Raw genomic sequence first — 20,576 nt, 5'->3', positions numbered from 1 at the left:
CGAGGCCATCTCCTCAGGTGTCACACCAACTCAACGACACCGACGACAAAGCAGACACGCCACTCACGAGTGAAGATGACCAAGCCCTACTAGAGGAGAACCCATGACCAACCGCCTGGGGGCGGCCCGGCAGAACACCGCCGTGATCCGCCCGAAACAGCTCGACGACGCCGCCACCACCCTGGTCTGCCTGGGCTTCTGCGGCGGCGGCACCGGGGCCTACCACCCGTGGGCCGAGGTCGTCGCACCCGACGTGGACCTCGCGTTGGTCTGCTACCCCGGCCGGGACGGCCGTTTCATGGAGGACTTCGCCACCACCTGGGACGAGCTCGCCGAGGACGTCACCCGCACCGTCGTCTCCGCCGTCGGCGACCGCCCCTACGTCCTGTTCGGCCACAGCATGGGCGGTTGGATGGCCTTCGACGTCGCCACCCAGCTGGAGGCCCGGGGCAGCTCCGTTCCCGACGCCCTGGTGGTGTCCTCGTGCAACGCCCCGGCCCGCGGCCTCACCCCGCGCGACATGTTCCCGGCCCGCCAGGACACCGACGAGGACCTGATGACCTGGATGCGCACCCACGGGCTGGTCGCCGAGCACGTGCTCGGCGACCCGGACCTGCTGGAGATGGCGGTGGAGATCATGCGCGCCGACATCGCCGTGCGCGACACCTTCCACCACAACGGCGCCCTGGGCGTCACCATGCCGGTGCAGTTCCTCGCCGGCGCCGACGACGTGGTGATCGAGGCCGACGCGCCCGCCCAGTGGAAGGAGCTGGCCCTCGGCTCCTACCGGCACGACCAGCTGCCCGGCGGGCACTTCTACACCCCCGAGGTATGGCGGACCCTGCCCACTCGGATCAGCGCGATCAACCCGTAGAAACGATCCAGGAAGGCTCCGGGAGTACCCAGCCCATGACCGATCAGTTCACCGTGAAGGCCACCTACGGCCAGGTCTTCGCGGTCGCCCAGTTCCGTGCTGTCTTCGCCGGCCGGCTGCTCGGCGTCATGTCCGACACCCTGCGGGCCGTGGCACTCGCGGTGCTGGTGTACGACCGGACCGGCTCGCCGCTGCTCACCGCGGTGACGATGACCATCAACTTCCTGCCGCAGGCCGCCGGCGGCCTGTTCCTCGCCGCGATGGCGGACCGGTTCACCCCGCGCACCCTCATCAGCACCGGCTACGCCCTCCAGTGCGCGGTCGGGCTGCTGCTCGCGTTCGGGCACCTCCCGGTCGCCGCCAGCCTGGTCCTGGTCGCCGGCGTGGCCTGCCTGACCCCGGTCACCACCGGGGCCACGGCCAGGGTCCTCGCGGAAGCCCTCACCGGCGACACCTACGTCCTCGGGCGCTCGCTGTCCTACATCGTCGCGGTATCCGCGCAGATGGTGGGCATGGCCGCCGGCGGGACGCTGGTGGTCTGGCTGGGCGTGGAGCGCACGATGCTGGTCACCGCCGGGGCGCACCTGGTCGCCGCGGCGATCAGCCGGCTGTTCCTGTCGCCCGCCCGGGCGCCCCGCGCGAGCGCGCCGGCCACGGGCGGCGGGTCGATCGTGCGCCGGACCCTGCAGGGCAACGCGGCGCTGGTCGCCAACCCCGGCGTTCTCAAGCTGATCATGGTTCAATGCCTGCCCGCCGCCTACCTGGCCGCGGCGGGCAGTCTGCTCATCCCGTACAGCGCGCACCGAGGGTTCAGCCCCCAGCAGACCGGCGTCCTGCTGGCCGCCACCTCGGTCGGCATGCTGATCGGCGACGTCGTCATCGGCCGGGCGTTCGCGCCCGCTACCCGGGAACGGCTGGTCCTGCCGCTGCTGCTGGTGATGGGCACCCCCTCGCTCACGCTCGCCCTGGACCTGCCCTATCCGGCGGTCGCCGCCGCCTACGTCGTCACCGGCACCGGCTCCGCCTACCTGCTCGGCCTGCAGCGGCGCTTCCTGGAAGCCGTTCCCGCTGAACTCCAGGGCCAGGGCTTCGCGTTGCTGAACACCACCACCATGAGCATCCAGGGCGTCGGCCCCCTGGTGTTCGGCGTGGTCGCCGAGTTCGTGCCGATCGGCGTCGCGATCGCGCTGACCGGAGTGGGCAGCGTGGCCACCACCCTGCTGCTGCGCGAAGCGGCCCGACCGAGGCTGGTTTCGGCCGAGGCCGCCTGAGCCCCCGCGACGCGGCGAAGGGAGAACAGCAGTCCTCCGACCGCTACGAATGGATTTGACTATGGAGGCTCGGTCGATTGTTCCACGTCGCTACCTCAACGTGCTGGTGGACCTGTCGGCCGTCGCGCACAACACGCGCGTCGTCCGACAGGCCGTCAGCCGGCCCGCCACCGCCGTGATGGCCGTCGTCAAGGCCGACGCCTACGGGCACGGCGCGATCGACGTCGCCCGCGCGGCGCTCGACGCCGGGGCGACCTGGCTCGGCGTGTGCACCACGGCCGAAGCACTCGAACTGCGCCGGGCTGGCCTCGACGCCCCGATCCTCGCCTGGCTGCACAACTCGGTGGAGAGCATGCGCCTGGCCACAGCGGCCGGCGTGGACGTCTCGGTGCAGTCCGCCCGCACCCTGGCCTTCGCGGTCGACGCCGGACGAAGCGCCGGACGTCCGGCCAGGGTCCACCTGGAGGTCGACACCGGGCTCGTCCGCGGCGGGGCCGCGCTCCAGCACTCGGCGGCCCTGCTGGACGCCGCCAAGGCCGCCCAGAGCCAGGGCCTGATCGAGGTGGTCTCGGTGTGGTCGCACCTCTCCCACGGCGAAGTCCCGGGCCACCACACGCTGGACGACCAGGCGAGGCTGCTCGACGACGCCTGGCGGCAGGCCGTCGACACCGGCCTCGACGTCCGACGCCACCTCGCCGGATCACTGTCGGCGCTCACCAGGCCCGACCTCCACCTCGACATGATCCGGACCGGCTCGGCCCTCTACGGCCTGCTGCCGTACACCGAGCGCCACAGTTTCGGCCTCCGGCCCGTCATGCGGGTCACCAGCCACGTCGCGCTGACCAAGTGGGTCGAAGCCGGTCAGGGCGTCTCCTACGAACACGACTGGGTCGCGCCGAGCGCGCTCAACCTGGCTTTGATCCCGGTCGGCTACGCCGACGGAATCCCGCGCTCCCTCAGCGGACGCCTCGCGGTCTCTATCCGTGGCCGGCGCTACCCCGTCGTCGGACGCATCTGCATGGACCAGATGATCGTCAACTGCGGCGACGAGAAAGTGGAGGAGGGGGAGGAGGTGGTCCTCATCGGCAGCGAGTCGGACGGCGACCCCACCATCCACGAATGGGCGCTCGCCATGAACACCACCCCGTGCGAGGTCGCCACCTACTTCGATCGCCCGCACATCAACCGGCAGACCGTGCCGGCGGTCGGCGCCCGGCCTTGGACGGGCTGAACCCGCCTACGGCACCGTCTACATCACCGCCTTCGCCCACCACTCCGTCGCCAAGGCCGCCCGCCTCGCCGGCATCCGCGCGGCTCACATACGTACTGTGCCGCACACCGCGGACCTGCGGATGGACCCGGAGGCCGCGTCGGCGATGATCCGCACCGACCAGGACGCCGGGCTGCGGCCGTTCCTGCTGGTGGCCACCGCCGGAACTACCGACACCGGCACCGTCGACCCACTGCCTCGGCTGGCGGACTTGGCCCGCCGCGAGGACGTGTGGTTCCACGTCGACGCGGCGTACGGAGGCTTCTTCCGGCTCACCGCACGGGGCGCAGAACGCCTCGCTGGTATCGAGGAGGCCGACTCGATCACCCTGGACCCGCACAAGACCCTGTTCATGCCGTTCGGCACCGGCGCCCTGGTGGTCCGCGACCTCGCCGCCCTGCAGGCCGCGCACGACGGCACCGGCAGCTACCTCCAGGACATGGGGGCGGCCGGGAGCGTCCCGGACTCCGGTCACCTCGGACCCGAGCTGACCCACGAGATCCGCGGTCTGCGGGCCTGGCTTCCCCTGCACCTGCACGGGGTGGACGCCTTCACGGGGTGGACGCCTTCCGCGAGGCCCTGGACGAGAAGCTCGACCTGGCCGAACACGTCCACGACACGCTGTCCGGCATCCCCGAGCTGGAGGTCCCGCAGCACCCCGGACCTGTCCACCGTGATCTTCCGGCTCCGCCCCGCCGACGGCAGTCGGGCCGCCGCCGAGCGGGCCGACGAGGCGAGCCGCCGCCTGCTGGAGCGAATCAACGGCCACCGGCGCATCATGCTCTCCAGCACGGTCGTCGACAGCCGCTACACCCTGCGCATGTGCGTGGTCTCCCACCGCACCCACCACGACCGCATCGCCGAGGCGCTGCAGATCATCACTGCCCAGGTCAAGCATCACACCACCGCGTAGCCAGCGGCGGCCACCCGGGTGGTGTCCACCTGTGGGACGCCTCCGTGGAATCACGAATGCAATCGACCCCCTCTTCAATGCCGCCCGCCCCTGATTGACCGGCCACCGGGCCCGGCAGGCCCCTGCTGGTGCGGGTGTGGTCGACGCCCTTGAGCACGGCGGCGCCAGACCCCGGTGGGTGATCTTCGCTGTGACGTACACGTCGCGCGGGCTTATTGATCTTTTCGGCGACACCCGCCGGGCGACGCTCGTAGGATGCCTAAATGCCCAAGCCGTTACGGATGAGCCGCTGCACGTGGGTTGCCGTGTGGGCGGTGCTGTGCGTGGCCGGCATCGCTGCCACCGCCGCACTGAACGCCTTTCCGGCGCCTGACCCGCAGCCCGAGAAGCCCGTCAGCGCCGAGTGCGCCGAGTACATCGCGGACATCGAGACGCAGCTGGCCAAGGCCAGGAGGGAAGGCAACGACGACGGCGTGCTGGCCTTCACTCGAACCCGGGCCGGCGCGGACGACTGCAGCGATGAAGTTCACGACCATTTCAACGGCGACCGGTAAGTCGCCGTACAGGGCTCGCCGTGACAGCGGGGCTGATCTGCGCCGGCGCCGTGGCGATCATCGCCGTGAGCGCCGCGACGGAACCACAGCCGCAGCCCACTCTGCCGCGGGTGTACTCCTCCTGCCTGGCGGCCGACACCAAGCCGATGCCTGTGGGCGACGACCCGTGCGACGGCCCGTGCGACGGCCCGTGCGACGGCCCGTGCGACGGCCCGTGCGACGGCCGTTGAAGAACCACTGAGTGACTGTCCCCCGCAGGACGGCGACTGACGCCCCTGCCCGCCCGCGTCCCTCCCGGCCAGCGGCGCTGTTCCGCGCCGAGCCAGCCGTAGCGTGCCCGAGCGCAAGTTGCCGTACTGCGCTGGCGACACCCTGTCCGGGATGACCCTGATGGGCGCCCGGCAGTACGACCCGGCCACCGGTCGGTTCCTGCAGAGCGACCCGCTGCCGGGAGGTGGTGCGAACGCGTACGGGTACCCGCCGGACCCGATCACCATGTACGACCTCACCGGCGAGTTCTGGGGCACGGCGTACAAGGTCGCCGTGTGCGCGTGCGCCGTGGCGTGGGTGCTCGGCACCGCGTACTTCGCCGTCACCAAGGTCCGCGCGATCTGGCGGGCCATCAACCGGATCGGCGGCATCCGGGCCGCGGTGCGGCGCGTGATGAGCGCGCCCACCAGCTACCTGAAGACGCAGCGCATGGCGAATCTGCTGATCACCACGGGGGCGGCCATCCTGGGCCTGGACGCCGTGTACGAGAAGTGCATCAAGGTGAAGTGGTAGCCATCACCGGCTGACCACCCACCCTCTGACCCGCCCCGGCCGGGCAACCGGCCGGGGCGGGCCTTCCAGGAGACCCCGTGAATGACTTGAACCCCGTACTCGTGAGCCTGATGCTGGTGTGGACGCTGACCGGCCTGGTCTGCGTCGTGGCCGCCATCGTCGTCTCTGTGCGCCGGAACCGGGCACACGAGCTGGAGGACCAGGCGCCGACCCGGGGCTGGCGCCCCTTCCACAAGTCCTACGCGGAGGCGGCGGGCCTCGCGGCCCTCGGCCACCTTGGCGTCGCGTGGCCCTTGGGCCATCTGAGCGCCGGGTCCACCGCCTTCAGTGCCCTGTCCGCAGCAATGGCCGGCTCGGCGCTCTGCTACTTGTTGGTCGGCCGCGCCCCTGCCTGGTCCGTCCGCGCTGGCTGCCTCTTCGCCGTCTGCGGTGCGGCCCTCTACGGCTCCCTGCCGACCTGATCCAGGCCGCGCCGGAAGCGGATCGGGTTGCCGCAGATCCTGCGTTGCGTCGGGGTGAACGGGGGCGCTACGCACGGCGCGGGAGGTCAAGGCGCACGCCCCGCACTGCCAGGTCGTCTTCACCGTGTACGAGAAGTTCCGGGACTGGCTGGTCAGCGAGCCGTTGCCCGCCCGGGGGAAGAAGCCTCCCGCCCGTCGGCGGTTCCGCACGGACGGCAGCGCGGACGCGGTTCTGGGCACGATGACCGAGTTCTTGGGCTTCGGTGTCCAACACGGCTGGGTGAGCGTCGACTTCGCGCTGATGCTCTCGCATCCGAAGTAACTGCGGTTCCTGCCGCAGGGCTTCAGCGCCGGTGAGGGGGGCCAGTTCCGCGAGATCCAGACACGGACGCTGAAGTTCAAGGGGCACGCCCCGGGCATCGAGTTCCTTACCGCTGAGCAGGTGGAGTTGATGATCCGCCTGGCGAGGAACGCCCGTGACCGGTTCTTGATCGTGCTGATGCGGGCCACCGGCATGAGGATCGGGGAGACGCTCGGCCTTCGCCGCGAGGACCTGCACCTGCTTCCCGACTCGCGCGGTCTGGGCTGCTTCCACCAAGGGCCGCATGTCCATGTCCGGCGCCGCGATGACAACGCCAACAACGCGCTCGCGAAATCCCGCGTGGCGCGGGTCATTCCGGTCGAGTCCGAGGTGATTGACTGCTACCGGCCTGCGCTCGACCACCGCGCCCCGTACGAGTCCGCTGCCGGGCAGTCGGCTCCGGTGGCAGAGCGCGTCGCAGACCGCGGCGACGTCAGCGCCAGGCCGGAGACCAGCCCGCCCATCCGATGTCACGGACCTCAATCGCTCCGGCGTGCGGGCCTCCCCGCTGTCCGGACCGGGGCCGAGGTGTTGGTGTCCCCCTTCGGCGTCATCGGCGTCGGGCCCGACCGCTTTTGTTGGCCTTACCCATGGTGATCACCTCTCTGTTCATGGTCCCGCGTGGGGCTGGTGCCCGGTCCGTGCCGCTGCCCTCTGCCAGCGGCACGACGCTCGGCCTGTGTGGGGCGCCGCTGTCCACATGAGAGAGGCGGCTGCCGGGCCGGGCAGCCGCCTTGCTCTCCATCTGCGCGCGGTCAGCCGCGGATGATGTTCTGGGCCTGCGGGCCCTTTTGTCCTTGGCCGATGTCGAAGGTGACGTGCTCGCCCTCGGTGAGCTCGCGGTATCCGCTGCCCTTGATCTCGGAGTAGTGCGCGAAGACGTCCGGGCCTCCGCCGTCCTGCTCGATGAAGCCGAAGCCCTTCTCGGCGTTGAACCACTTCACGGTGCCGCTGGCCATACTGGTCGATCCTTCGTTCATGCTTGGGAACAGCCCTCCATCCGGGCATGCTCCGGCTCTCTGGAATCGCAGGAGCCAACACCCGTTCTACCCCGGAGCACGGTGCCTACCCGGCTGGCGACACAGGCCTTGGCGCATCGCCGGCTCGCCGGGCAGACGACGCGAGCGTCCCGCTTCCGGGTCCGAGCGGTCATGCGGCGGTGGGGCCGACGAGTTCGGACAGGACGTCTTCCATGGTGACGAAGCCGATGACGGTGCCCTTGTCGCCGGTGACGGCGGCGAGGTGGGTGCCGCCGGCTCGCATCGCGGTGAGGGCGTCGTCGAGGGGGGTGTCGATCTGCACGCGGGTCACGGGATGCAGGGCGGCGCCGGGGAAGGGCTTGTGCCGCTCGGGTACACCGATGGCGTCCTTGATGTGCAGGTAACCCATGATCGTGCCGCCGGGGCCCAGGACGGGCATCCGGGAGTAGCCGGCGCCTGTCGCGGCCTTCTCCAGCTGGGCGGGGGTGACGCGGTGGTCGACCGTGCGCATCCTCGCCAGCGGCACCTGGACCTCGCCGACCGGGCGGGTACCGAGCTCCAGGGCGTCGCGCAGCCGTTCACCGTCGGCGGGATCGAGCAGGCCGGCCTGGCTGGAGTCGGCGATGAGGCGGGCGAGTTCGTCGTCGGTGAAGACGGCGGCGACTTCGTCCTTGGGCTCGACTTTGAGCAGGCGCAGCAGGGTGTTGGCGAAGGCGTTGATGGAGAAGATGACGGGCTTGAGGGCGCGGGTGAGTGCGACCAGCGGCGGGCCCAGGAACAGCGTGGTGGGCACCGGGGCGGCCAGGGCGATGTTCTTGGGCACCATCTCGCCGAAGAGCATGTGCAGGTACGTCGCGAGGGTCAGGGCGATGACGAAGGCGATCGGGTGGATGAGCCCCTCGGGCACGCCGATGGAGTGGAAGGGCGGTTCCAGCAGGTGGGCGATGGCCGGCTCGGCGACGGCGCCCAGCACGAGGGAGGAGACGGTGATGCCGAGCTGGGCGGTGGCCATCACCGCCGACAGGTGCTCCACCCCCCACAGGGCAGCTTTCGCGCGCTTGTCGCCGGCCTGGGCCTTGGGTTCGATCTGGCTGCGGCGTACCGAGATCAGGGCGAATTCTGCGCCGACGAAGAAGGCATTGGTGAGCAGGGTCAGGGCGCCGATGAGGATCTGAATGGTGGTCATCGGACGGTCTCCTGCTCGGCACTGTCCACTGTCGGGGCGGTGAGGGTGAGGCGGTCGGCGCGGTGGTGGTCGACGTCGAGGACGGTGATGTCCCAGCCGTCCAGGTGCACGGTGTCTCCGGGCCGGGGGATGCGTTCGAGGAGGGTGGCGGTCAGTCCGGCGAGGGTTTCGTAGGGGCCGTCCGCGGCGCTCAGTCCGATCTCGGCGAGCTGGTCGGTGCGGATACTGCCCTCGGCCTGCCAGCTGCGGCGGCCGTCTTCGGTTGCGGGCCTCGGGAGCAGGTCGGGGGCCTCGAGGGGGTCGTGTTCGTCGCGGACCTCTCCGACGACCTCTTCGATGATGTCCTCGACGGTGGCGACACCGGCGGTGCCGCCGTATTCGTCGATGACCACGGCCATGGTGCGCTCCGTGCGCAGCCGGGCCAGGAGGGTGTCGACGGGCAGGCTGTCGGGCACCAGCAGCGGCGCTGTCATCAGGTCGGTGACCTGTGTGACGTCGCGCTGGTCCTCGTCCAGGGCGAGGACGTCGCGGATGTGGACGGTGCCGATGATCTCGTCCAGGCTGTCGCGGTAGACGGGGAAGCGGGACAGGCCGGTGGCGTGCGTGAGGTTGACCGCGTCCGCGGCGCTGGCATGGGCTTCGAGGGCCTTGACGTCCACCCGCGGGGTCATGACGTTCTCGGCCGTCAGCTCACCCAGGTGAAGGGTGCGCACGAACAGCTCGGCGGAGTCCTTCTCCAGCGCGCCCTGCGCGGCGGAGTGCCGGACCAGCGCCACCAGCTCCTCCGGACTGCGGGCGTGGGCGAGTTCCTCGGCCGGCTCCAGGCCGAAGCGACGCACGAAACGGTTCGCGCTGTTGTTCAGGTGTCCGATGAAGGGTCCGAACACGGCGGTGAAGCCGCGCTGCGGGGTGGCGACGACCTTGGCCACGGCCAGCGGCCGGGAGATCGCCCAGTTCTTCGGCACCAGCTCACCGACCACCATCAGCACCACGGTGGAGACGGCGACACCGAGGATGGTGGCGATCGTGGAAGCCGCGCCTGCCAGGCCGACTGCGGTCAGCGGGCCGCGCAGCAGCGCGGCCAGGGACGGCTCCGCGAGCATACCGATCACCAGCGACGTCACAGTGATGCCCAGCTGGGCACCGGAGAGCTGGAACGTCAGCCGCTTGACGGCCTTCAGCGCACTGTCCGCGCCGCGCTCACCAGCCTGCGCAGCGCGCTCGAGATCAGCGCGCTCGACCGTGGTCAGGGAGAACTCGGCCGCGACGAACACCGCGCACGCGAGCGTCAGCAAGAGGGCGAGCAGGAGAAGCAGGAACTCGGTCACCGTGCCACCCCCGATTCGCAGCTCTCTGTCGGGCGGGGTATGGCACGGCTCGTACTGGGAGGCTCACCCATTGCGGGTCTGCTGCTCCTTCGTCACTCAGCCACCCCCAGGCGTGGGGGCGGAACGTCTTGGGCGGGAGAGGAATTCTCCTCCACCCTAGGGTAAAGGAACGGTAAAGCTGCTTCGCGATCCGGGCAAGGTGCCATGGCCCCGACCACGGCTGGTCAGCCGGTGTGGGGTTCTCCCCCATGTCGCCTTTACCTGAGCAGGGTCTGGCGCATGGCGACCATCAAATGAGGTGCTGGCGGCGCTGAGCGATCTGCGCACTGATCTGGGAAACCACGCCTGCGGGCACGTGGAAGCGCGCGGGGGTGACGCCGGCCGGAGGCGTCGCGGGCGGCATCGACGCCGACTTCCACTTGCGTGACGTCCAGCGTTTCCGGGCTGCCCCACCCGGCGCAGATGACCAGCCTGTCCACGATGGCCACGCCGGTCCGGGTCGAGCAGGCCGGCGAGCGTGCCGCCCACCGCCTGGGTGCCGGTCCCCCATCACCTGGCGATGGGATGTGAGGGTTTCTTGGCCCAGCGGTGACGTTGACGCTGCGATACCGGGGGCAGATGAACCCGGCACGGTCCATGCGGGTGTCCGGCAGGAGGAGCCAGTGGCCGGTCATGAGGTCTATGCCGCCAGCGCATTGTCGGTGGTGGCCGCGATACTGCTGGCGCGATGGTGCCTGGCGGGCCGAAGCAGTCGGCCGCGCACTGCTGCCGTATCCCGCCGTGCCTCGCGCTGGACGGTGCGGAGACAGGCCCGGCGCACGGGACCCGCCGCGGCTCAAGCCGGGCAACGCCTGCCGGTGGACGCGCCATGCGCTCAGCGGGCGGTGCAGGAGGCCGAGAACCTGGTCCACGGCTACTGGCGCCAGATCGGTCCCCTCTACCTGTCCAAGCGCGATCACCATCAGCACTGAGCCGGTCGGGCAGCGCTGGCCGGTACGGGGGATAGGTCAGTTGCTGAGGGCTTGACGGAGGGTTTCGCGGCAGTCGATGACGGCGTCGACGCCGACGATCTGCAGGAGGCGCATCACTGCTTCGGTGGGTGCGGCCAGGCGTATCCAGCCGCCGGCCTCGGTGAGGGCGCGGTGGGCGGCGATGAAGATGTTGATGCCGGTGGAGTCCATGAAGGTGACCCGGCTCAGATCGACCACGATGCGGGGGCGCGGTACCGGATGAGCAGGCCATGCAGACCACGGTGGCCCTGGAAGGCGACGGCACGTGCATCGCCCGCGGCCGCCACCTCGCCGCCGGCTTCCTCACGCGGGTCCAGGCCGAGCACGGCCTGCCGGTCTCGCAGCGTGTCATGGATCTCACCCAGCTGGTGGTCAGCGAGCTGGTCACCAATGCCCGCAAGTACGCGCCGGGCCCGGTGCTGATGGACCTGCGTATCGTCGGCGACGCGGTCGAGGTGGTGGTGTGGGACGGCGATCCGGTGCTGCCGGTGGCCCGGGCCGCCGACGCGGGACGGGTGGGCCAGCACGGTCTGGAGGTCGTCATGGCCGTCGCCCAGGGCTTCGAAGCGCAGCGGGAGCCGGTCGGCAAGCGCATCACCGCCCGCATCGCCCTCCTGGACGACCTCGGCGGCGCCATCGCCGGATGCCGACCCCGGTAGACGACGCAGACCGCCCCCAGTCGGGCTCCGCGATCCCAGAGCGCTATCCGAAACCGTCGATTGACGTTGCTCGCTCCCACTCAACAGAAACAGGCGTGTCTGCCGCTTGGATACACTGCGCCGTTGGGAGGAGCTTTTCCTCCGCCCGTGCCGGGACGGTCGGCAGGCGGCTTGATGTGAAGGAGTCCGAGCGTGGATGCCCCACATGTGGCGGGCGGGCCCGCCCCGGCGGAGCCCGGGAGGGCCGCTGCGTTGGAGGTGAGCCCGTTGCCCGGTCGTTCCGGGATACGTGCCCGCGGTGAGATCAGCGCACGCACTCGCCCGTCTTGGGAGCAGGCACTGTCCGACCTGGCCCGGCGGCACGCGGGCGTGTCGTACGTGGAGCTGTCGGATGTGGCGTTCGTCGACGTGGCCGGGGTGAGCGCGCTGGCGGTCACCGCCATGAACCTGCCGGACGGGAGGGTTGTGGTCGAGAATCCCCCGCCGCAGCTGCCGCGGGTTCTGGAGATGTTCTGGCCGGGCCTGGACCGGATCGAGGTGGCTCTGTGATGAGCACGGTGACCACCCACGAGGCGTTCGTGCACCCTGCCCTTTTCTACCGCACCGAGCAGGAGTACACGCGGCAGACGGTGGCCTTCCTGCGCGAGGGCCTGAGCAACGGCGAGCCGATGGCCGTGGCGGTGCCCGGCCCCAACCTGGAGCTGATCAAGGCAGGTCTGGGCGGGGACGCCGAGGGCATCCTGTTCCTGGACATGACCGAGGCCGGCCGCAACCCGGGGCGGATCATCCCCAAGGTGCTGCGCGGATTCGCCGACGCCCACCCGAAGGGGCGTGTGCGGATCATCGGCGAGCCGATCTGGGCCGGGCGCAGCGCGGTGGAGTACCCGGCGTGCGCGCAGCACGAGGCACTGATCAACGCCGCGTTCGAGGGCCGGGCGGTGACGATCCTGTGCCCCTACGACGAAGTGCGCCTGGACCCGGAGGTGATCGCCGATGCGAAGGTCACCCACCCGACCCTCATCAACGGGGAGGGCCGTGAGTCGGTCAGCGACGCCTACGACTGGCAGGCGGTCGTCGACCGGTACAACCAGGCGCTTGCGCCTGCACCGGACGCCTCGGCCTTCTCCTACGGTGGTGAGGACCTTCCGGCGGTCCGCCAGTTCGCTCTCGCTCAGGCGATGCGGCTGGGCCTGGCCGGGGAGCGGCTGATGGATGTGGAACTGGCGGTCGCGGAGCTGACGACCAACAGCGTGGTCCACGGCGGAGGCCGCGGGACGCTCGCCGTCTGGGCCGAGCAGGGGCAGCTGGTGTGTGAGGTCCGCGATGCGGGCCGGCTGACCGATCCGCTGGCCGGCCGCCGCCCGCCGGAGCGCGGCCAGCTGGGCGGCCGGGGCCTGATGCTGGTCCACTACGTGGCCGATCTGGTGCGGTTGCACACCGGCGACGACGGCACGACCGTGCGCTTCTACCTCAGCTTGTGACAGCGCGCGTGGGCGGCCCTCCTGTCAGGGTGGCCGCCCGCCCCGCTTCTGCTTTCACGCCAAAAGGGCACCCGGACACACCACGGACCCCGGGGAATCAGCCATGACATCCCCGGGGCCCGACTTTATGGAGTCGCGCTGTCCAACGACGGCGCGATATCCACGTCACGCACGCAGACGACGACGGCCCGCTCCGGGTGGGAGCGGGCCGCAAGCTGGTGCCAGTCAGGCTGTCTGCGGGCGGTCGAGCAGCATTACGGCATACAGCGGGGAGTCCGGGAACGGCTGGCGTTCGCCGACCTTCTTGTATCCCCAGCCCTCGTACAGCGCCTGGAGCCGGGGCCGTTTGGTGTCCACCGTGAGCACGGCCAGGGCCTCCGGTCGGTCGGCGAGCAGCGCGGTGTGCAGCCGTTCCCCAAGTCCCTGCTTGCGCCATTTCGGCCTCAGCATCAGTTCCGAGACGGAGAACGTCGACGGGTCGGCCGGCTCTTCGGCCAGGTACTCGCGCCACCATTCGCGGCCCGGCTCGCCTGGCGCCCCGTAGGTGAACCCGATAGGTTCCCCGCCCTCGTAGGCGACCACGCACGCGAAGCCTTCACGCCTGCCCCATTGGTCCACGAACCAGGGGAAGCGCTGTACGAACTCTTCGTGCCGCCGCTCGAAGTAGGCGTCGGCATGGACATCGAGCAGGGTCTGCCGGATGCCGGGCAGGTCGGTGTGTCCATAGCGGCGCAGGTCGATGGCGGGTGCCGTGGTCACGCGGAGCTCCATTCGGATCGGTAACGGTCGGCCCACTCGCGCGCCACGGTGGTGGAGGGCGCGAGCGTGAGGAGATCACGGTAGAAGTCGCCCAGCAGCACGCGCAGGCGGCCGGGCAAGGGGCTTCCGGACATCAGGGTGAAGGCGTCCTCGGTTGTGGCGCAGGCTTGTTCGGCGTCGCCCTGGTGGAGCTGGGCGATGGCGAGGTCCACGGTGGTCATGGCGCGGTTGCGTCGGTAGGAGGCCGGCAGCGCGGACAGGGCGCGGTGTGAGGCGGCTTCCGCCTCCGTGGGCTGTCCGAGCCGGCTGCGGACGATCCCGGTCAGGGCGTGCAGTTCCGCGGGCCCGTAGAAGGAGATCCAGGACGGACGGGGGCGTGCCTCGGCTCGCATCAGGGCCTCTTCGGCGTATCCGATCGAACGGAGGGCGGCCTGCCGATCATCCCGGTAGGCGTGCCCCACCGCGGCCCGGGCGTGCGCGAGGGATCCGAACAGCGGATCGCGGCGCGTGATCGCGCAGGACTGAGCCGCCTGTGCTGCTGCCACGCCTTCGGCGTGGTGACCGAGCTGGTGCGCAAGGATCGAGGTGGAGTTCCACACCCGCATCAGTGCCACGGGGTCCTGCGACAGCCCGGCCTGCCTCAGCGCCTCGTTCACGTGGCTGCGGGCCCGGTCGAGCTGGCGGGCGTCGATGCACGACCAGGCGGCGGCCGTGGTGTAGTCGGCGGCGACACCGAACAGCCGCTGCCGGATCGTCTGCGAGGCGGAATGGTCCTGCAGGCCGACCGCCTCGGCTGTGCCGGCGAGCGCGGCGCGTTCGAGGGCGGCGTGCCCGCCGCGTTTCTGATCGAGCACGGTGAGCCGGTCTAATCCGTCGCGCAGGCGGATCACATCGGAGGTGCCCACGGTGGTGGGACGTCTGCCGGCGGCTGGCAGGGCGGGGGCTGCGAGCGCGGACGTGGCTGCGGTGCAAAAGCGGCGGCGGAGCATGGCTGAGAGGTCCTCGTAGGGCGGTGCGGGCATGCCGGGGGGATAGAAGCCAAGGCAGACGGGTGTGCATTTGAATACTGCCGTCAGGGCGTCTCGCTGGCGCTGGTGCGGCCAGTGGGTTTTTCCGGTTACCCAGTTGCGGACCGTACGGTCACCGACGGTCCCTTCGTGACCGGCCGCCTTCAGCTCCTCGTTCACCCGGTCGGCCAACGCACCTTGTTTGAAAGCGTGTTCGGTCATGTGGGCCTGCAACCGGAAATTTCCTTCCACACACTCACCGTAGCTGCGTGATCATGCAGCGTGGAGGGGTCTCGGGGATCCCGCCCTCAGAAATTTCCGGTCATCGCGAGTAGTAACGGGTCCACTTTTCCTACCTGTTGACCACGCCTCGGCGTTGGACTGGACGTGCGCTCCGGTGAACGCCGGAGGTGCCGGTGGCCCTCCCTCGTTCCCCCGTGAGGGGCGGCCGCCGCAGGCTTCCCGACCGCGAGGAATCCACCATGACGACGCGCAGCACGCACCGCCAGACGTTCGCCGGCGCCTACGTGGACGCCCCGGCGATTCACCGCGAGCGGCTGAGTGCGCAGCAGATCACAGGCCGCTCGTGCTGCTGGTGCAGCGGGAATCCCGACCCCAGGTTCCCGGTGCCGATACTGCGGGACGATGCCCTGTTCGCCTGCGCCCCGTGCGCCGGCATGTACGGCGTCCCAGCCGTGGAGGCGAGCTAGTGACTCGCATCGGCACCGACGACTTTCCAGCAGGCCTGGACCACTGGACCGATCGCGACTGGGAGGACTACCAGGCCCGGATCGAGCACGGCGAGGGCAGCGTGAGCGCGATCGACGCTGTCCAGCGTCGACGTCGGTGCGCGCGCGAAGGCGTCCCGTTCCACCGCCGTCATGCTCTGTGAACTTCCTCGCCCCTGCCCTGCAGCCGCCGTCGTGTCGGGCCGCTGCTCAGGCCACGTGCGGGGACGGGACCGGTTCCTTCTGGGTCTGGCTCCCTGCAACCCCTTCTCCCGCCCGCCGGGAGGAGCGTCACATCAGGCACCACCTCACACACGAGGAGACTGCTGTGGTTGGGACAAGGTACGTGGAGATACCGTCGCCGGCCGGTCCGCTGGACTTGACCCGTCCTCATTTCGTGGGGATCTGCGGGGCGGACATGTCCGCGCTGGCCCACCTGCTCGCCGGTCATGGCGCGCAGGTGTCCGGCTCGGACATCAAGACGGGCGAGACGGCGTCCAGGCTGGAGACGGCGGGTTGCCGGATCCGGGCCGGGCACGACGCGGCGAACATCGCGGGTGCGTCGGTGGTGGTGTGGTCCAGCGTCATCGACGCCGCCAACCCGGAGATCGTCGCGGCCCGCGCCGCGGGCGTGCCGGTGGCCCACCGCTCGCACGTCCTGGCGCAGCTGGTAGCCGGGGCGGAGCGGTCGGTGGTCGTGACCGGGACGCACGGGAAGTCGACGGCGACGGCGATGCTGGCCGCCGCCGTGGGGCACCTGAGCCCGTCGTGGGCGGCCGGAGCCGCACCGGTCGGCGGCGTCAACGGGCACGCCGGGTCGGGTCTGCTGATCGCCGAGGGCGACGAGTCCGACCGCAGCGTGACCCTGTACCGGCCGGAGGTCGGGGTCGTGCTGAACGCCGACGACGACCACCCCGAGACCTTCGCCGGCACGGCGGATGCGGTCGGGACGCTGACGGACTTCGCCACCCAGGCCGGGACGTTGGTGGTCTCGGCCGACGACGTCGGCGCCCGGGAGGTGACCGGCCGGGTCCGCGGCCACGGCGGCACGCACGTGGTGACCTTCGGTGAGAGCACGAAGGCCGACGTCCAACTACTGTCCGCCGTCCCGGCGGCGGCCGGGGGCAGCATGGTGACCGTGCTCGACCCGGGCGAGGGCCAGGTGTCGTGGACGGTGCGCTCGCCGGGCCGTGCGGCAGTGCTCGCATCCCTCGCGGCCTATTCGGCGGGCCGGGCCCTGGGCGAGGCACCGCAGGTGCTGGCGGCCGGGCTGTCCGGCTTCGCCGGGGTGCAGCGCCGGATGCAGCTCCTCGGTGCGGTGCAGGGAGTGCGGGTGGTGGACTCCTTCGCCCACCACCCCGCCGCGATCATCGCGGACATCGCGGCCGCACGCGAGCTGACCGATGGCCGGGTGCTCGTCGCGTTTGAGCCCTGCGGGGCGACGAGCGTACGGGTCCTCGGCACGCGGATGGGCGCGGCTCTCGCCGGCGCGGACGAGGTGGTGCTCCTGCCCGTGCGCGACGCGGTGCCGACCGAGGCCGGCGCGGTGACCGGGGAGGGAATCGAGCACGCGGCCGCGAGTGCCGGGGTCCGCGTCCACACAGCCGACGGCCTCGTCCAGGCCGTCGGCGTGCTCGCCGATCTCGCCCGTCCCGGTGACGTGGTCGTGACGATGGGCGTCGGCGAGGTGGCCGGGCTGGGGGCGCTGCTCCTTCAGCCCTTGGCCCGGCCGCTGACCGCTGTCTAGCGGTCGCCCGCCATGGTGTCGGGCTGGGCCAGCCGTTCGGCGGTGTGCTCCAGCCCGACGCTGTGGGAGCCCTTCACCAGGACGATGTCGCCGGGCCGGATCAGGTCGCGGGCCAGGGTGAGGGCGTGGTCGCGGTCGGCGGCGCTGACAACCGTCGGGCTCGGGTTGCTCTCCCGGGCAGCGTCGGCCATCGCCTGCGCGTCGGCGCCGCCGACCGCGATCAGCACCTGCACGCCGGAGGTGGCGACGAGGCGGCCGACCTGCCGGTGTCCGTCGCCGCCGTCCGCGCCGAGCTCCTTCATCTCCCCCAGGACCGCGATGGTCCGCCGCCTGCTGCTCATCGCCTCAAGGGTGCCGAGCGCGGCCTTCATCGAATCGGGGTTCGCGTTGAACGCGTCGTTGATGACCCGCACGCCGTCGGGCCGATCGGTGACCTCCATGCGTCCGGACGCCACCAGCACCGCGCGGGAGAGCGCGCCGGCTGTTCTCGCGACGTCGGCGCCCAGCCCGATTGCGACAGCGGCTGCGGCCAGCGCGTTGGATACGTGGTGCGCGCCATGAAGGGTCAGGGCGACATGCGCGTCGCGGCCGGCGGCGACGAGGGTGAACGAGGCCCGGCCCGCCTCATCGAGTACCACGTCCGCGGCCCGTACGTCGGCGTCCTTGCTGGTGCCGAACGTCATCACCTGGGCGCGGGTTCGGGGGGCCATGGCGGCCACCAGCGGATCGTCGGCGTTGAGGATGGCCAGCCCCTTGGTGGGCAGGGCCTCGATGAGCTCGCCCTTGGCCTGGGCGATCTGTTCTCGGCCGCCGAACTCGCCGACGTGCGCGGTGCCGACGTTCAGGACCAGGCCGACTGTCGGCGGGGCGATTCGCGTCAGGTGGGAGATGTGGCCGATCCCGCGGGCGCCCATCTCCAGCACGATGTACCGCACTTGGCGGTCCAGGTGGGTGACGGCCAGTGGCATCCCGATCTCGCCGTTGAAGCTCTTCACCGTGGCGATCGTCGGCCCGAGCTCGGGCAGCACCTGCGCAATCAGATCCTTCGTGCTGGTCTTGCCCGCCGAGCCGGTCAGCCCGATCACCATCGCCTCTGGGACTTCGGCCAGCACGGTGCGAGCCAGCGCGGCGAGCGCGTCCAGCACGTCATCGACGACCACGGCCGGAACACCGACGGGACGCTCAGCCAGGACCGCCACCGCCCCGGCCTTCACCGCGTCGGCCGCGAAGGCGTGCCCGTCGGCGTGCTCACCGGCCAGCGCGGCGAAGAGGCCGCCCGGCTCGACTGCGCGCGAGTCGACGGTCGCCGGCGCGGTCACGAGCACGGCCGGGTCCGGCACGTCGCACAGCCGGCCGCCGACGGCGGCCGCGACGGCTTCAAGTGAAAGGGGGATCACGTGACGCACTCCGAATCAGCAGGACTTGCCCGGCACGGCCCAGCACCGCCCGGCTCAGCCCTCCGACCGTAGCGCCTCCACAGACCGGTACGCGTGAAACCGTCCTCATCCATGACAGAACAGGAGCAATTACTCGTGACGATGCAGTCCTTCGAGTCCGCGCGCATCGCCGTCGTCTCCGGCGGCAGGTCCACCGAGCGGGAGCGGTCGTTGATGTCAGGCCGCGCCGCAGGGGACTCCCTCGACCGGCAGGGTTACATCACCAGACTCCTCGACCCCGCCGACAAGACGTTCGCCGACGACATCCGCAGCGCCGACGTGGCGTTCCTGGCCATCGCCGGACAGTACGCCGAAGACGGCAAGCTCCAGGGGTTACTGGAGCACCTGAGCATCCCCTACACCGGCTCGGGGGTGGCGGCCTCCGCCGTCGGCATGCACAAGGCCCTCGCCAAGACCGTCGTGGCCGCCGCCGGAGTGGCGGTCCTGCCCACCGTCACCCTCCCGGCCCGCAGCGGCGACGTGAGCACGCACACGGTCACCAGCACGATCGCCTTCCCGCTGATCCTCAAGCCACTGTCCGAAGGCGGCTCGATCGGCATGACGGTCTGCCGCGACACCGCCCAGCTTGCCGCCGCCCTGCGCACCATGGACCCGGGCGAGTGCTGGTTCGCCGAGCCGTTCACCACTGGCATCCCGGTGAGCTGCGGAGTCCTGGAGATCGACGGATCGCCCGTCGCCCTGCCGCCGCTGGCGACGATCCCCACCGACGCCGAGTTCTACGACTACGCGACCAAACGGGACAAGACCAAATACCGGTACGAATGCCCGGCGAACCTCTCCAGCCACGCCCTCGACGCGATCACCACCGCGACGCTTACCGCGCACGACGCCCTGGGCTGCTCCGGCTACTCCCGCTCCGACTTCATCGTCACCCCCGACGAGCGGCCGGTCTGGCTGGAGATCAACACCCTGCCTGGACTGTCCCACACCGGGAACCTCGCCACCATGGCCGCTGCCGACGGCATCGACTACGACCAGCTCATCCGCATGATCCTCGCCACCGCCGACACCACCGAGGGGTACCGACCGTGACCGAGCTGACCGCCCGCGACGTGAAGGACGCCGCCGTCAACCTCGAACCGACGCTGTCCTGACTGACCACAGCTTCGAAGAGATCCTCGCTGTCCCCTCGGTGAATCGGCTCCATCACAAGCCTCTGGGTAGACAGAACGGGTCCACTTAACCGGGCCACTCAGCAACTCCTCTCGACCAAGGACTGAAGGAGCGTACCCAGCGACTCAGGCCAGGACCGCCGCTCAGCCACTGGCATCTTCAGTTGCAGCCCATCCGCTACGGAACGTCACAGATCGCCGGATCTGACACAGCTTCTGATCTGTTCGGCTACCTCGATGGCCTTGCCCTCGGACTCGACGAAGCCGTACTGCGGACGGTGGTCGCCGAGGTCACCGGAGGGAACACGTCGGTCACCCGCCGCCTGCTCTGGGACCTCCAGAACCAGCCCGGCTTGCGAAAACGCCGCTGAGGCTGCCACCGCCCCTAGACGGCCTGGTCCTCCAGCTCGTCGACATCGCAAACGATCAACAACGCACCGTGATGTCGAACGACCTCAACGCACCCTGGCTCTTCCCGACTCAGCGGCCCGGCAAGCCGCTGGGCAGCAAGCAACTCAGTCGCCGCCTCCGCAAGATCGGACTCCCTGCCGAAGCCGGACGATGCGCAGCCCTGCTTGATCTCTGCACACAGATGCCACCGGCCGTCCTCCAACGCCTTCTCGGCATCAGCCCGT

At 70.5% G+C, this 20,576-nt stretch carries 25 protein-coding genes; 18 read left to right on the top strand and 7 right to left on the bottom strand.

All coding sequences use genetic code 11. The features are described from left to right. Window positions 1-103 precede the first annotated feature (103 nt). The 10 genes from ACFYX4_RS32665 (at window position 104) to ACFYX4_RS32620 (ending at window position 7,084) form a co-directional block, all read left to right on the top strand. The gene (locus ACFYX4_RS32665; protein WP_389340868.1) at window positions 104-874 is read left to right on the top strand and encodes a thioesterase II family protein; all 771 of its coding nucleotides are present in this window, start codon (window positions 104-106) and stop codon (window positions 872-874) included. Between the two features lie 35 nt (window positions 875-909). Then, window positions 910-2,145, top strand: a complete 1,236-nt coding sequence (locus ACFYX4_RS32660; RefSeq protein WP_389340865.1) for an MFS transporter — start codon at window positions 910-912, stop codon at window positions 2,143-2,145. Between the two features lie 61 nt (window positions 2,146-2,206). Further along, window positions 2,207-3,376, top strand: a complete 1,170-nt coding sequence (gene alr / locus ACFYX4_RS32655) for an alanine racemase (protein WP_389340862.1) — start codon at window positions 2,207-2,209, stop codon at window positions 3,374-3,376. Continuing rightward, the gene (locus ACFYX4_RS32650) at window positions 3,315-4,328 is read left to right on the top strand and encodes a pyridoxal phosphate-dependent decarboxylase family protein (RefSeq protein ID WP_389340910.1); all 1,014 of its coding nucleotides are present in this window, start codon (window positions 3,315-3,317) and stop codon (window positions 4,326-4,328) included. The genes alr and ACFYX4_RS32650 overlap by 62 nt, the downstream gene beginning before the upstream one ends. Before the next feature lie 263 nt (window positions 4,329-4,591). Beyond that, window positions 4,592-4,882: a hypothetical protein gene (locus tag ACFYX4_RS32645; RefSeq protein ID WP_389340859.1), complete on the top strand. Its 291-nt coding sequence runs from the start codon at window positions 4,592-4,594 to the stop codon at window positions 4,880-4,882. Between the two features lie 20 nt (window positions 4,883-4,902). Next, the gene (locus ACFYX4_RS32640; RefSeq protein ID WP_389340856.1) at window positions 4,903-5,112 is read left to right on the top strand and encodes a hypothetical protein; all 210 of its coding nucleotides are present in this window, start codon (window positions 4,903-4,905) and stop codon (window positions 5,110-5,112) included. A 103-nt stretch (window positions 5,113-5,215) separates the two neighbouring features. Continuing rightward, window positions 5,216-5,665: an RHS repeat-associated core domain-containing protein gene (locus ACFYX4_RS32635; RefSeq protein ID WP_389340853.1), complete on the top strand. Its 450-nt coding sequence runs from the start codon at window positions 5,216-5,218 to the stop codon at window positions 5,663-5,665. A 77-nt stretch (window positions 5,666-5,742) separates the two neighbouring features. Continuing rightward, the gene (locus tag ACFYX4_RS32630) at window positions 5,743-6,126 is read left to right on the top strand and encodes a hypothetical protein (protein WP_389340850.1); all 384 of its coding nucleotides are present in this window, start codon (window positions 5,743-5,745) and stop codon (window positions 6,124-6,126) included. A 124-nt stretch (window positions 6,127-6,250) separates the two neighbouring features. Then, entirely contained in the window at window positions 6,251-6,448 is a 198-nt protein-coding gene (locus ACFYX4_RS32625; protein ID WP_389340847.1) for a hypothetical protein, read from the top strand. Then, a complete protein-coding gene (locus ACFYX4_RS32620) occupies window positions 6,449-7,084 on the top strand; it encodes a tyrosine-type recombinase/integrase (RefSeq protein ID WP_389340907.1) in 636 nt (211 codons plus the stop codon). It abuts the gene before it with no gap. A gap of 158 nt (window positions 7,085-7,242) precedes the next feature. On the opposite strand, the gene ACFYX4_RS32615 is transcribed toward ACFYX4_RS32620, so the two are convergent. From ACFYX4_RS32615 to ACFYX4_RS32600, 4 genes are all read right to left on the bottom strand, one after another. Beyond that, window positions 7,243-7,446 (bottom strand): cold-shock protein, encoded by a 204-nt coding sequence (locus ACFYX4_RS32615; protein ID WP_033532114.1) that lies wholly within the window; start codon window positions 7,444-7,446, stop codon window positions 7,243-7,245. Window positions 7,447-7,636: 190 nt separating this feature from the next. Then, the gene (locus ACFYX4_RS32610) at window positions 7,637-8,653 is read right to left on the bottom strand and encodes a hemolysin family protein (RefSeq protein ID WP_389340844.1); all 1,017 of its coding nucleotides are present in this window, start codon (window positions 8,651-8,653) and stop codon (window positions 7,637-7,639) included. Continuing rightward, window positions 8,650-9,981 (bottom strand): hemolysin family protein, encoded by a 1,332-nt coding sequence (locus tag ACFYX4_RS32605; RefSeq protein ID WP_389340841.1) that lies wholly within the window; start codon window positions 9,979-9,981, stop codon window positions 8,650-8,652. Before ACFYX4_RS32605 ends, ACFYX4_RS32610 begins: the two co-directional genes overlap by 4 nt. 1,007 nt (window positions 9,982-10,988) lie before the next feature. After that, window positions 10,989-11,189, bottom strand: a complete 201-nt coding sequence (locus ACFYX4_RS32600; RefSeq protein WP_389340838.1) for an STAS domain-containing protein — start codon at window positions 11,187-11,189, stop codon at window positions 10,989-10,991. Window positions 11,190-11,221: 32 nt separating this feature from the next. Here ACFYX4_RS32600 and ACFYX4_RS32595 point away from each other — a divergent pair, with 32 nt between their 5' ends. The 3 genes from ACFYX4_RS32595 to ACFYX4_RS32585 all read left to right on the top strand — a co-directional run bounded on the left by ACFYX4_RS32595 (window position 11,222) and on the right by ACFYX4_RS32585 (window position 13,131). Then, window positions 11,222-11,650 carry an ATP-binding protein gene (locus ACFYX4_RS32595; RefSeq protein ID WP_389340835.1) on the top strand — a complete coding sequence of 143 codons (429 nt, stop codon included), beginning with the start codon at window positions 11,222-11,224 and terminating at the stop codon, window positions 11,648-11,650. 192 nt (window positions 11,651-11,842) lie between these two features. Beyond that, window positions 11,843-12,199 carry an STAS domain-containing protein gene (locus ACFYX4_RS32590; RefSeq protein WP_389340832.1) on the top strand — a complete coding sequence of 119 codons (357 nt, stop codon included), beginning with the start codon at window positions 11,843-11,845 and terminating at the stop codon, window positions 12,197-12,199. Then, window positions 12,199-13,131 carry an anti-sigma factor RsbA family regulatory protein gene (locus ACFYX4_RS32585; RefSeq protein WP_389340829.1) on the top strand — a complete coding sequence of 311 codons (933 nt, stop codon included), beginning with the start codon at window positions 12,199-12,201 and terminating at the stop codon, window positions 13,129-13,131. The genes ACFYX4_RS32590 and ACFYX4_RS32585 overlap by 1 nt, the downstream gene beginning before the upstream one ends. Window positions 13,132-13,356: 225 nt before the next feature. Here the strand turns inward: ACFYX4_RS32585 and ACFYX4_RS32580 are convergent, their stop codons facing one another. Together ACFYX4_RS32580 and ACFYX4_RS32575 are read right to left on the bottom strand one after the other, a co-directional pair. Beyond that, the gene (locus ACFYX4_RS32580) at window positions 13,357-13,890 is read right to left on the bottom strand and encodes a GNAT family N-acetyltransferase (RefSeq protein WP_389340826.1); all 534 of its coding nucleotides are present in this window, start codon (window positions 13,888-13,890) and stop codon (window positions 13,357-13,359) included. After that, window positions 13,887-15,149 (bottom strand): hypothetical protein, encoded by a 1,263-nt coding sequence (locus ACFYX4_RS32575; RefSeq protein WP_389340823.1) that lies wholly within the window; start codon window positions 15,147-15,149, stop codon window positions 13,887-13,889. Before ACFYX4_RS32575 ends, ACFYX4_RS32580 begins: the two co-directional genes overlap by 4 nt. 230 nt (window positions 15,150-15,379) lie before the next feature. On the opposite strand from ACFYX4_RS32575, the gene ACFYX4_RS32570 reads away from it, so the two are divergent. From ACFYX4_RS32570 to murC, 3 genes are read left to right on the top strand one after another with little or no spacing between them, the layout of a single operon-like run. Then, complete coding sequence (locus ACFYX4_RS32570) at window positions 15,380-15,607, top strand: hypothetical protein (RefSeq protein WP_389340820.1); 228 nt, start codon at window positions 15,380-15,382, stop codon at window positions 15,605-15,607. Further along, complete coding sequence (locus ACFYX4_RS32565; RefSeq protein WP_389340916.1) at window positions 15,607-15,789, top strand: hypothetical protein; 183 nt, start codon at window positions 15,607-15,609, stop codon at window positions 15,787-15,789. Before ACFYX4_RS32570 ends, ACFYX4_RS32565 begins: the two co-directional genes overlap by 1 nt. Further along, entirely contained in the window at window positions 15,744-17,372 is a 1,629-nt protein-coding gene (murC, locus tag ACFYX4_RS32560) for a UDP-N-acetylmuramate--L-alanine ligase (protein WP_389340817.1), read from the top strand. Before ACFYX4_RS32565 ends, murC begins: the two co-directional genes overlap by 46 nt. Here murC and murF read toward each other — a convergent pair. Further along, window positions 17,369-18,769: a UDP-N-acetylmuramoyl-tripeptide--D-alanyl-D-alanine ligase gene (murF, locus tag ACFYX4_RS32555; RefSeq protein ID WP_389340814.1), complete on the bottom strand. Its 1,401-nt coding sequence runs from the start codon at window positions 18,767-18,769 to the stop codon at window positions 17,369-17,371. The two genes, murC and murF, sit on opposite strands and share 4 nt — an antisense overlap. Window positions 18,770-18,910: 141 nt before the next feature. On the opposite strand from murF, the gene ACFYX4_RS32550 reads away from it, so the two are divergent. After that, window positions 18,911-19,861 carry a D-alanine--D-alanine ligase gene (locus ACFYX4_RS32550; protein ID WP_389340904.1) on the top strand — a complete coding sequence of 317 codons (951 nt, stop codon included), beginning with the start codon at window positions 18,911-18,913 and terminating at the stop codon, window positions 19,859-19,861. Window positions 19,862-20,105: 244 nt separating this feature from the next. Next, window positions 20,106-20,312, top strand: a complete 207-nt coding sequence (locus ACFYX4_RS32545) for a hypothetical protein (protein ID WP_389340811.1) — start codon at window positions 20,106-20,108, stop codon at window positions 20,310-20,312. Window positions 20,313-20,576 lie beyond the last annotated feature (264 nt).

Origin of the sequence: Streptomyces sp. NPDC002328 (assembly GCF_042890065.1) — a bacterium.
In the GTDB taxonomy this organism is placed as follows: Bacteria; Actinomycetota; Actinomycetes; order Streptomycetales; family Streptomycetaceae; genus Streptomyces.
Note: the sequence above shows the minus strand (reverse complement) of the source record. Positions and strands in the feature narration are given on the sequence as shown.

Excerpts from the sequence above, each read along its gene's own strand:
- ACFYX4_RS32665 (WP_389340868.1), top strand. The coding sequence starts at position 104 with ATGACCAACCGCCTGGGGGCGGCCCGGCAGAACACCGCCGTGATCCGC.
- ACFYX4_RS32660 (WP_389340865.1), top strand. The coding sequence starts at position 910 with ATGACCGATCAGTTCACCGTGAAGGCCACCTACGGCCAGGTCTTCGCG.
- alr (WP_389340862.1), top strand. The coding sequence starts at position 2,207 with ATGGAGGCTCGGTCGATTGTTCCACGTCGCTACCTCAACGTGCTGGTG.
- ACFYX4_RS32645 (WP_389340859.1), top strand. The coding sequence starts at position 4,592 with ATGCCCAAGCCGTTACGGATGAGCCGCTGCACGTGGGTTGCCGTGTGG.
- ACFYX4_RS32615 (WP_033532114.1), bottom strand. The coding sequence starts at position 7,446 with ATGGCCAGCGGCACCGTGAAGTGGTTCAACGCCGAGAAGGGCTTCGGC.
- ACFYX4_RS32610 (WP_389340844.1), bottom strand. The coding sequence starts at position 8,653 with ATGACCACCATTCAGATCCTCATCGGCGCCCTGACCCTGCTCACCAAT.
- ACFYX4_RS32595 (WP_389340835.1), top strand. The coding sequence starts at position 11,222 with ATGCAGACCACGGTGGCCCTGGAAGGCGACGGCACGTGCATCGCCCGC.
- ACFYX4_RS32585 (WP_389340829.1), top strand. The coding sequence starts at position 12,199 with ATGAGCACGGTGACCACCCACGAGGCGTTCGTGCACCCTGCCCTTTTC.
- ACFYX4_RS32570 (WP_389340820.1), top strand. The coding sequence starts at position 15,380 with ATGACGACGCGCAGCACGCACCGCCAGACGTTCGCCGGCGCCTACGTG.
- ACFYX4_RS32550 (WP_389340904.1), top strand. The coding sequence starts at position 18,911 with ATGCAGTCCTTCGAGTCCGCGCGCATCGCCGTCGTCTCCGGCGGCAGG.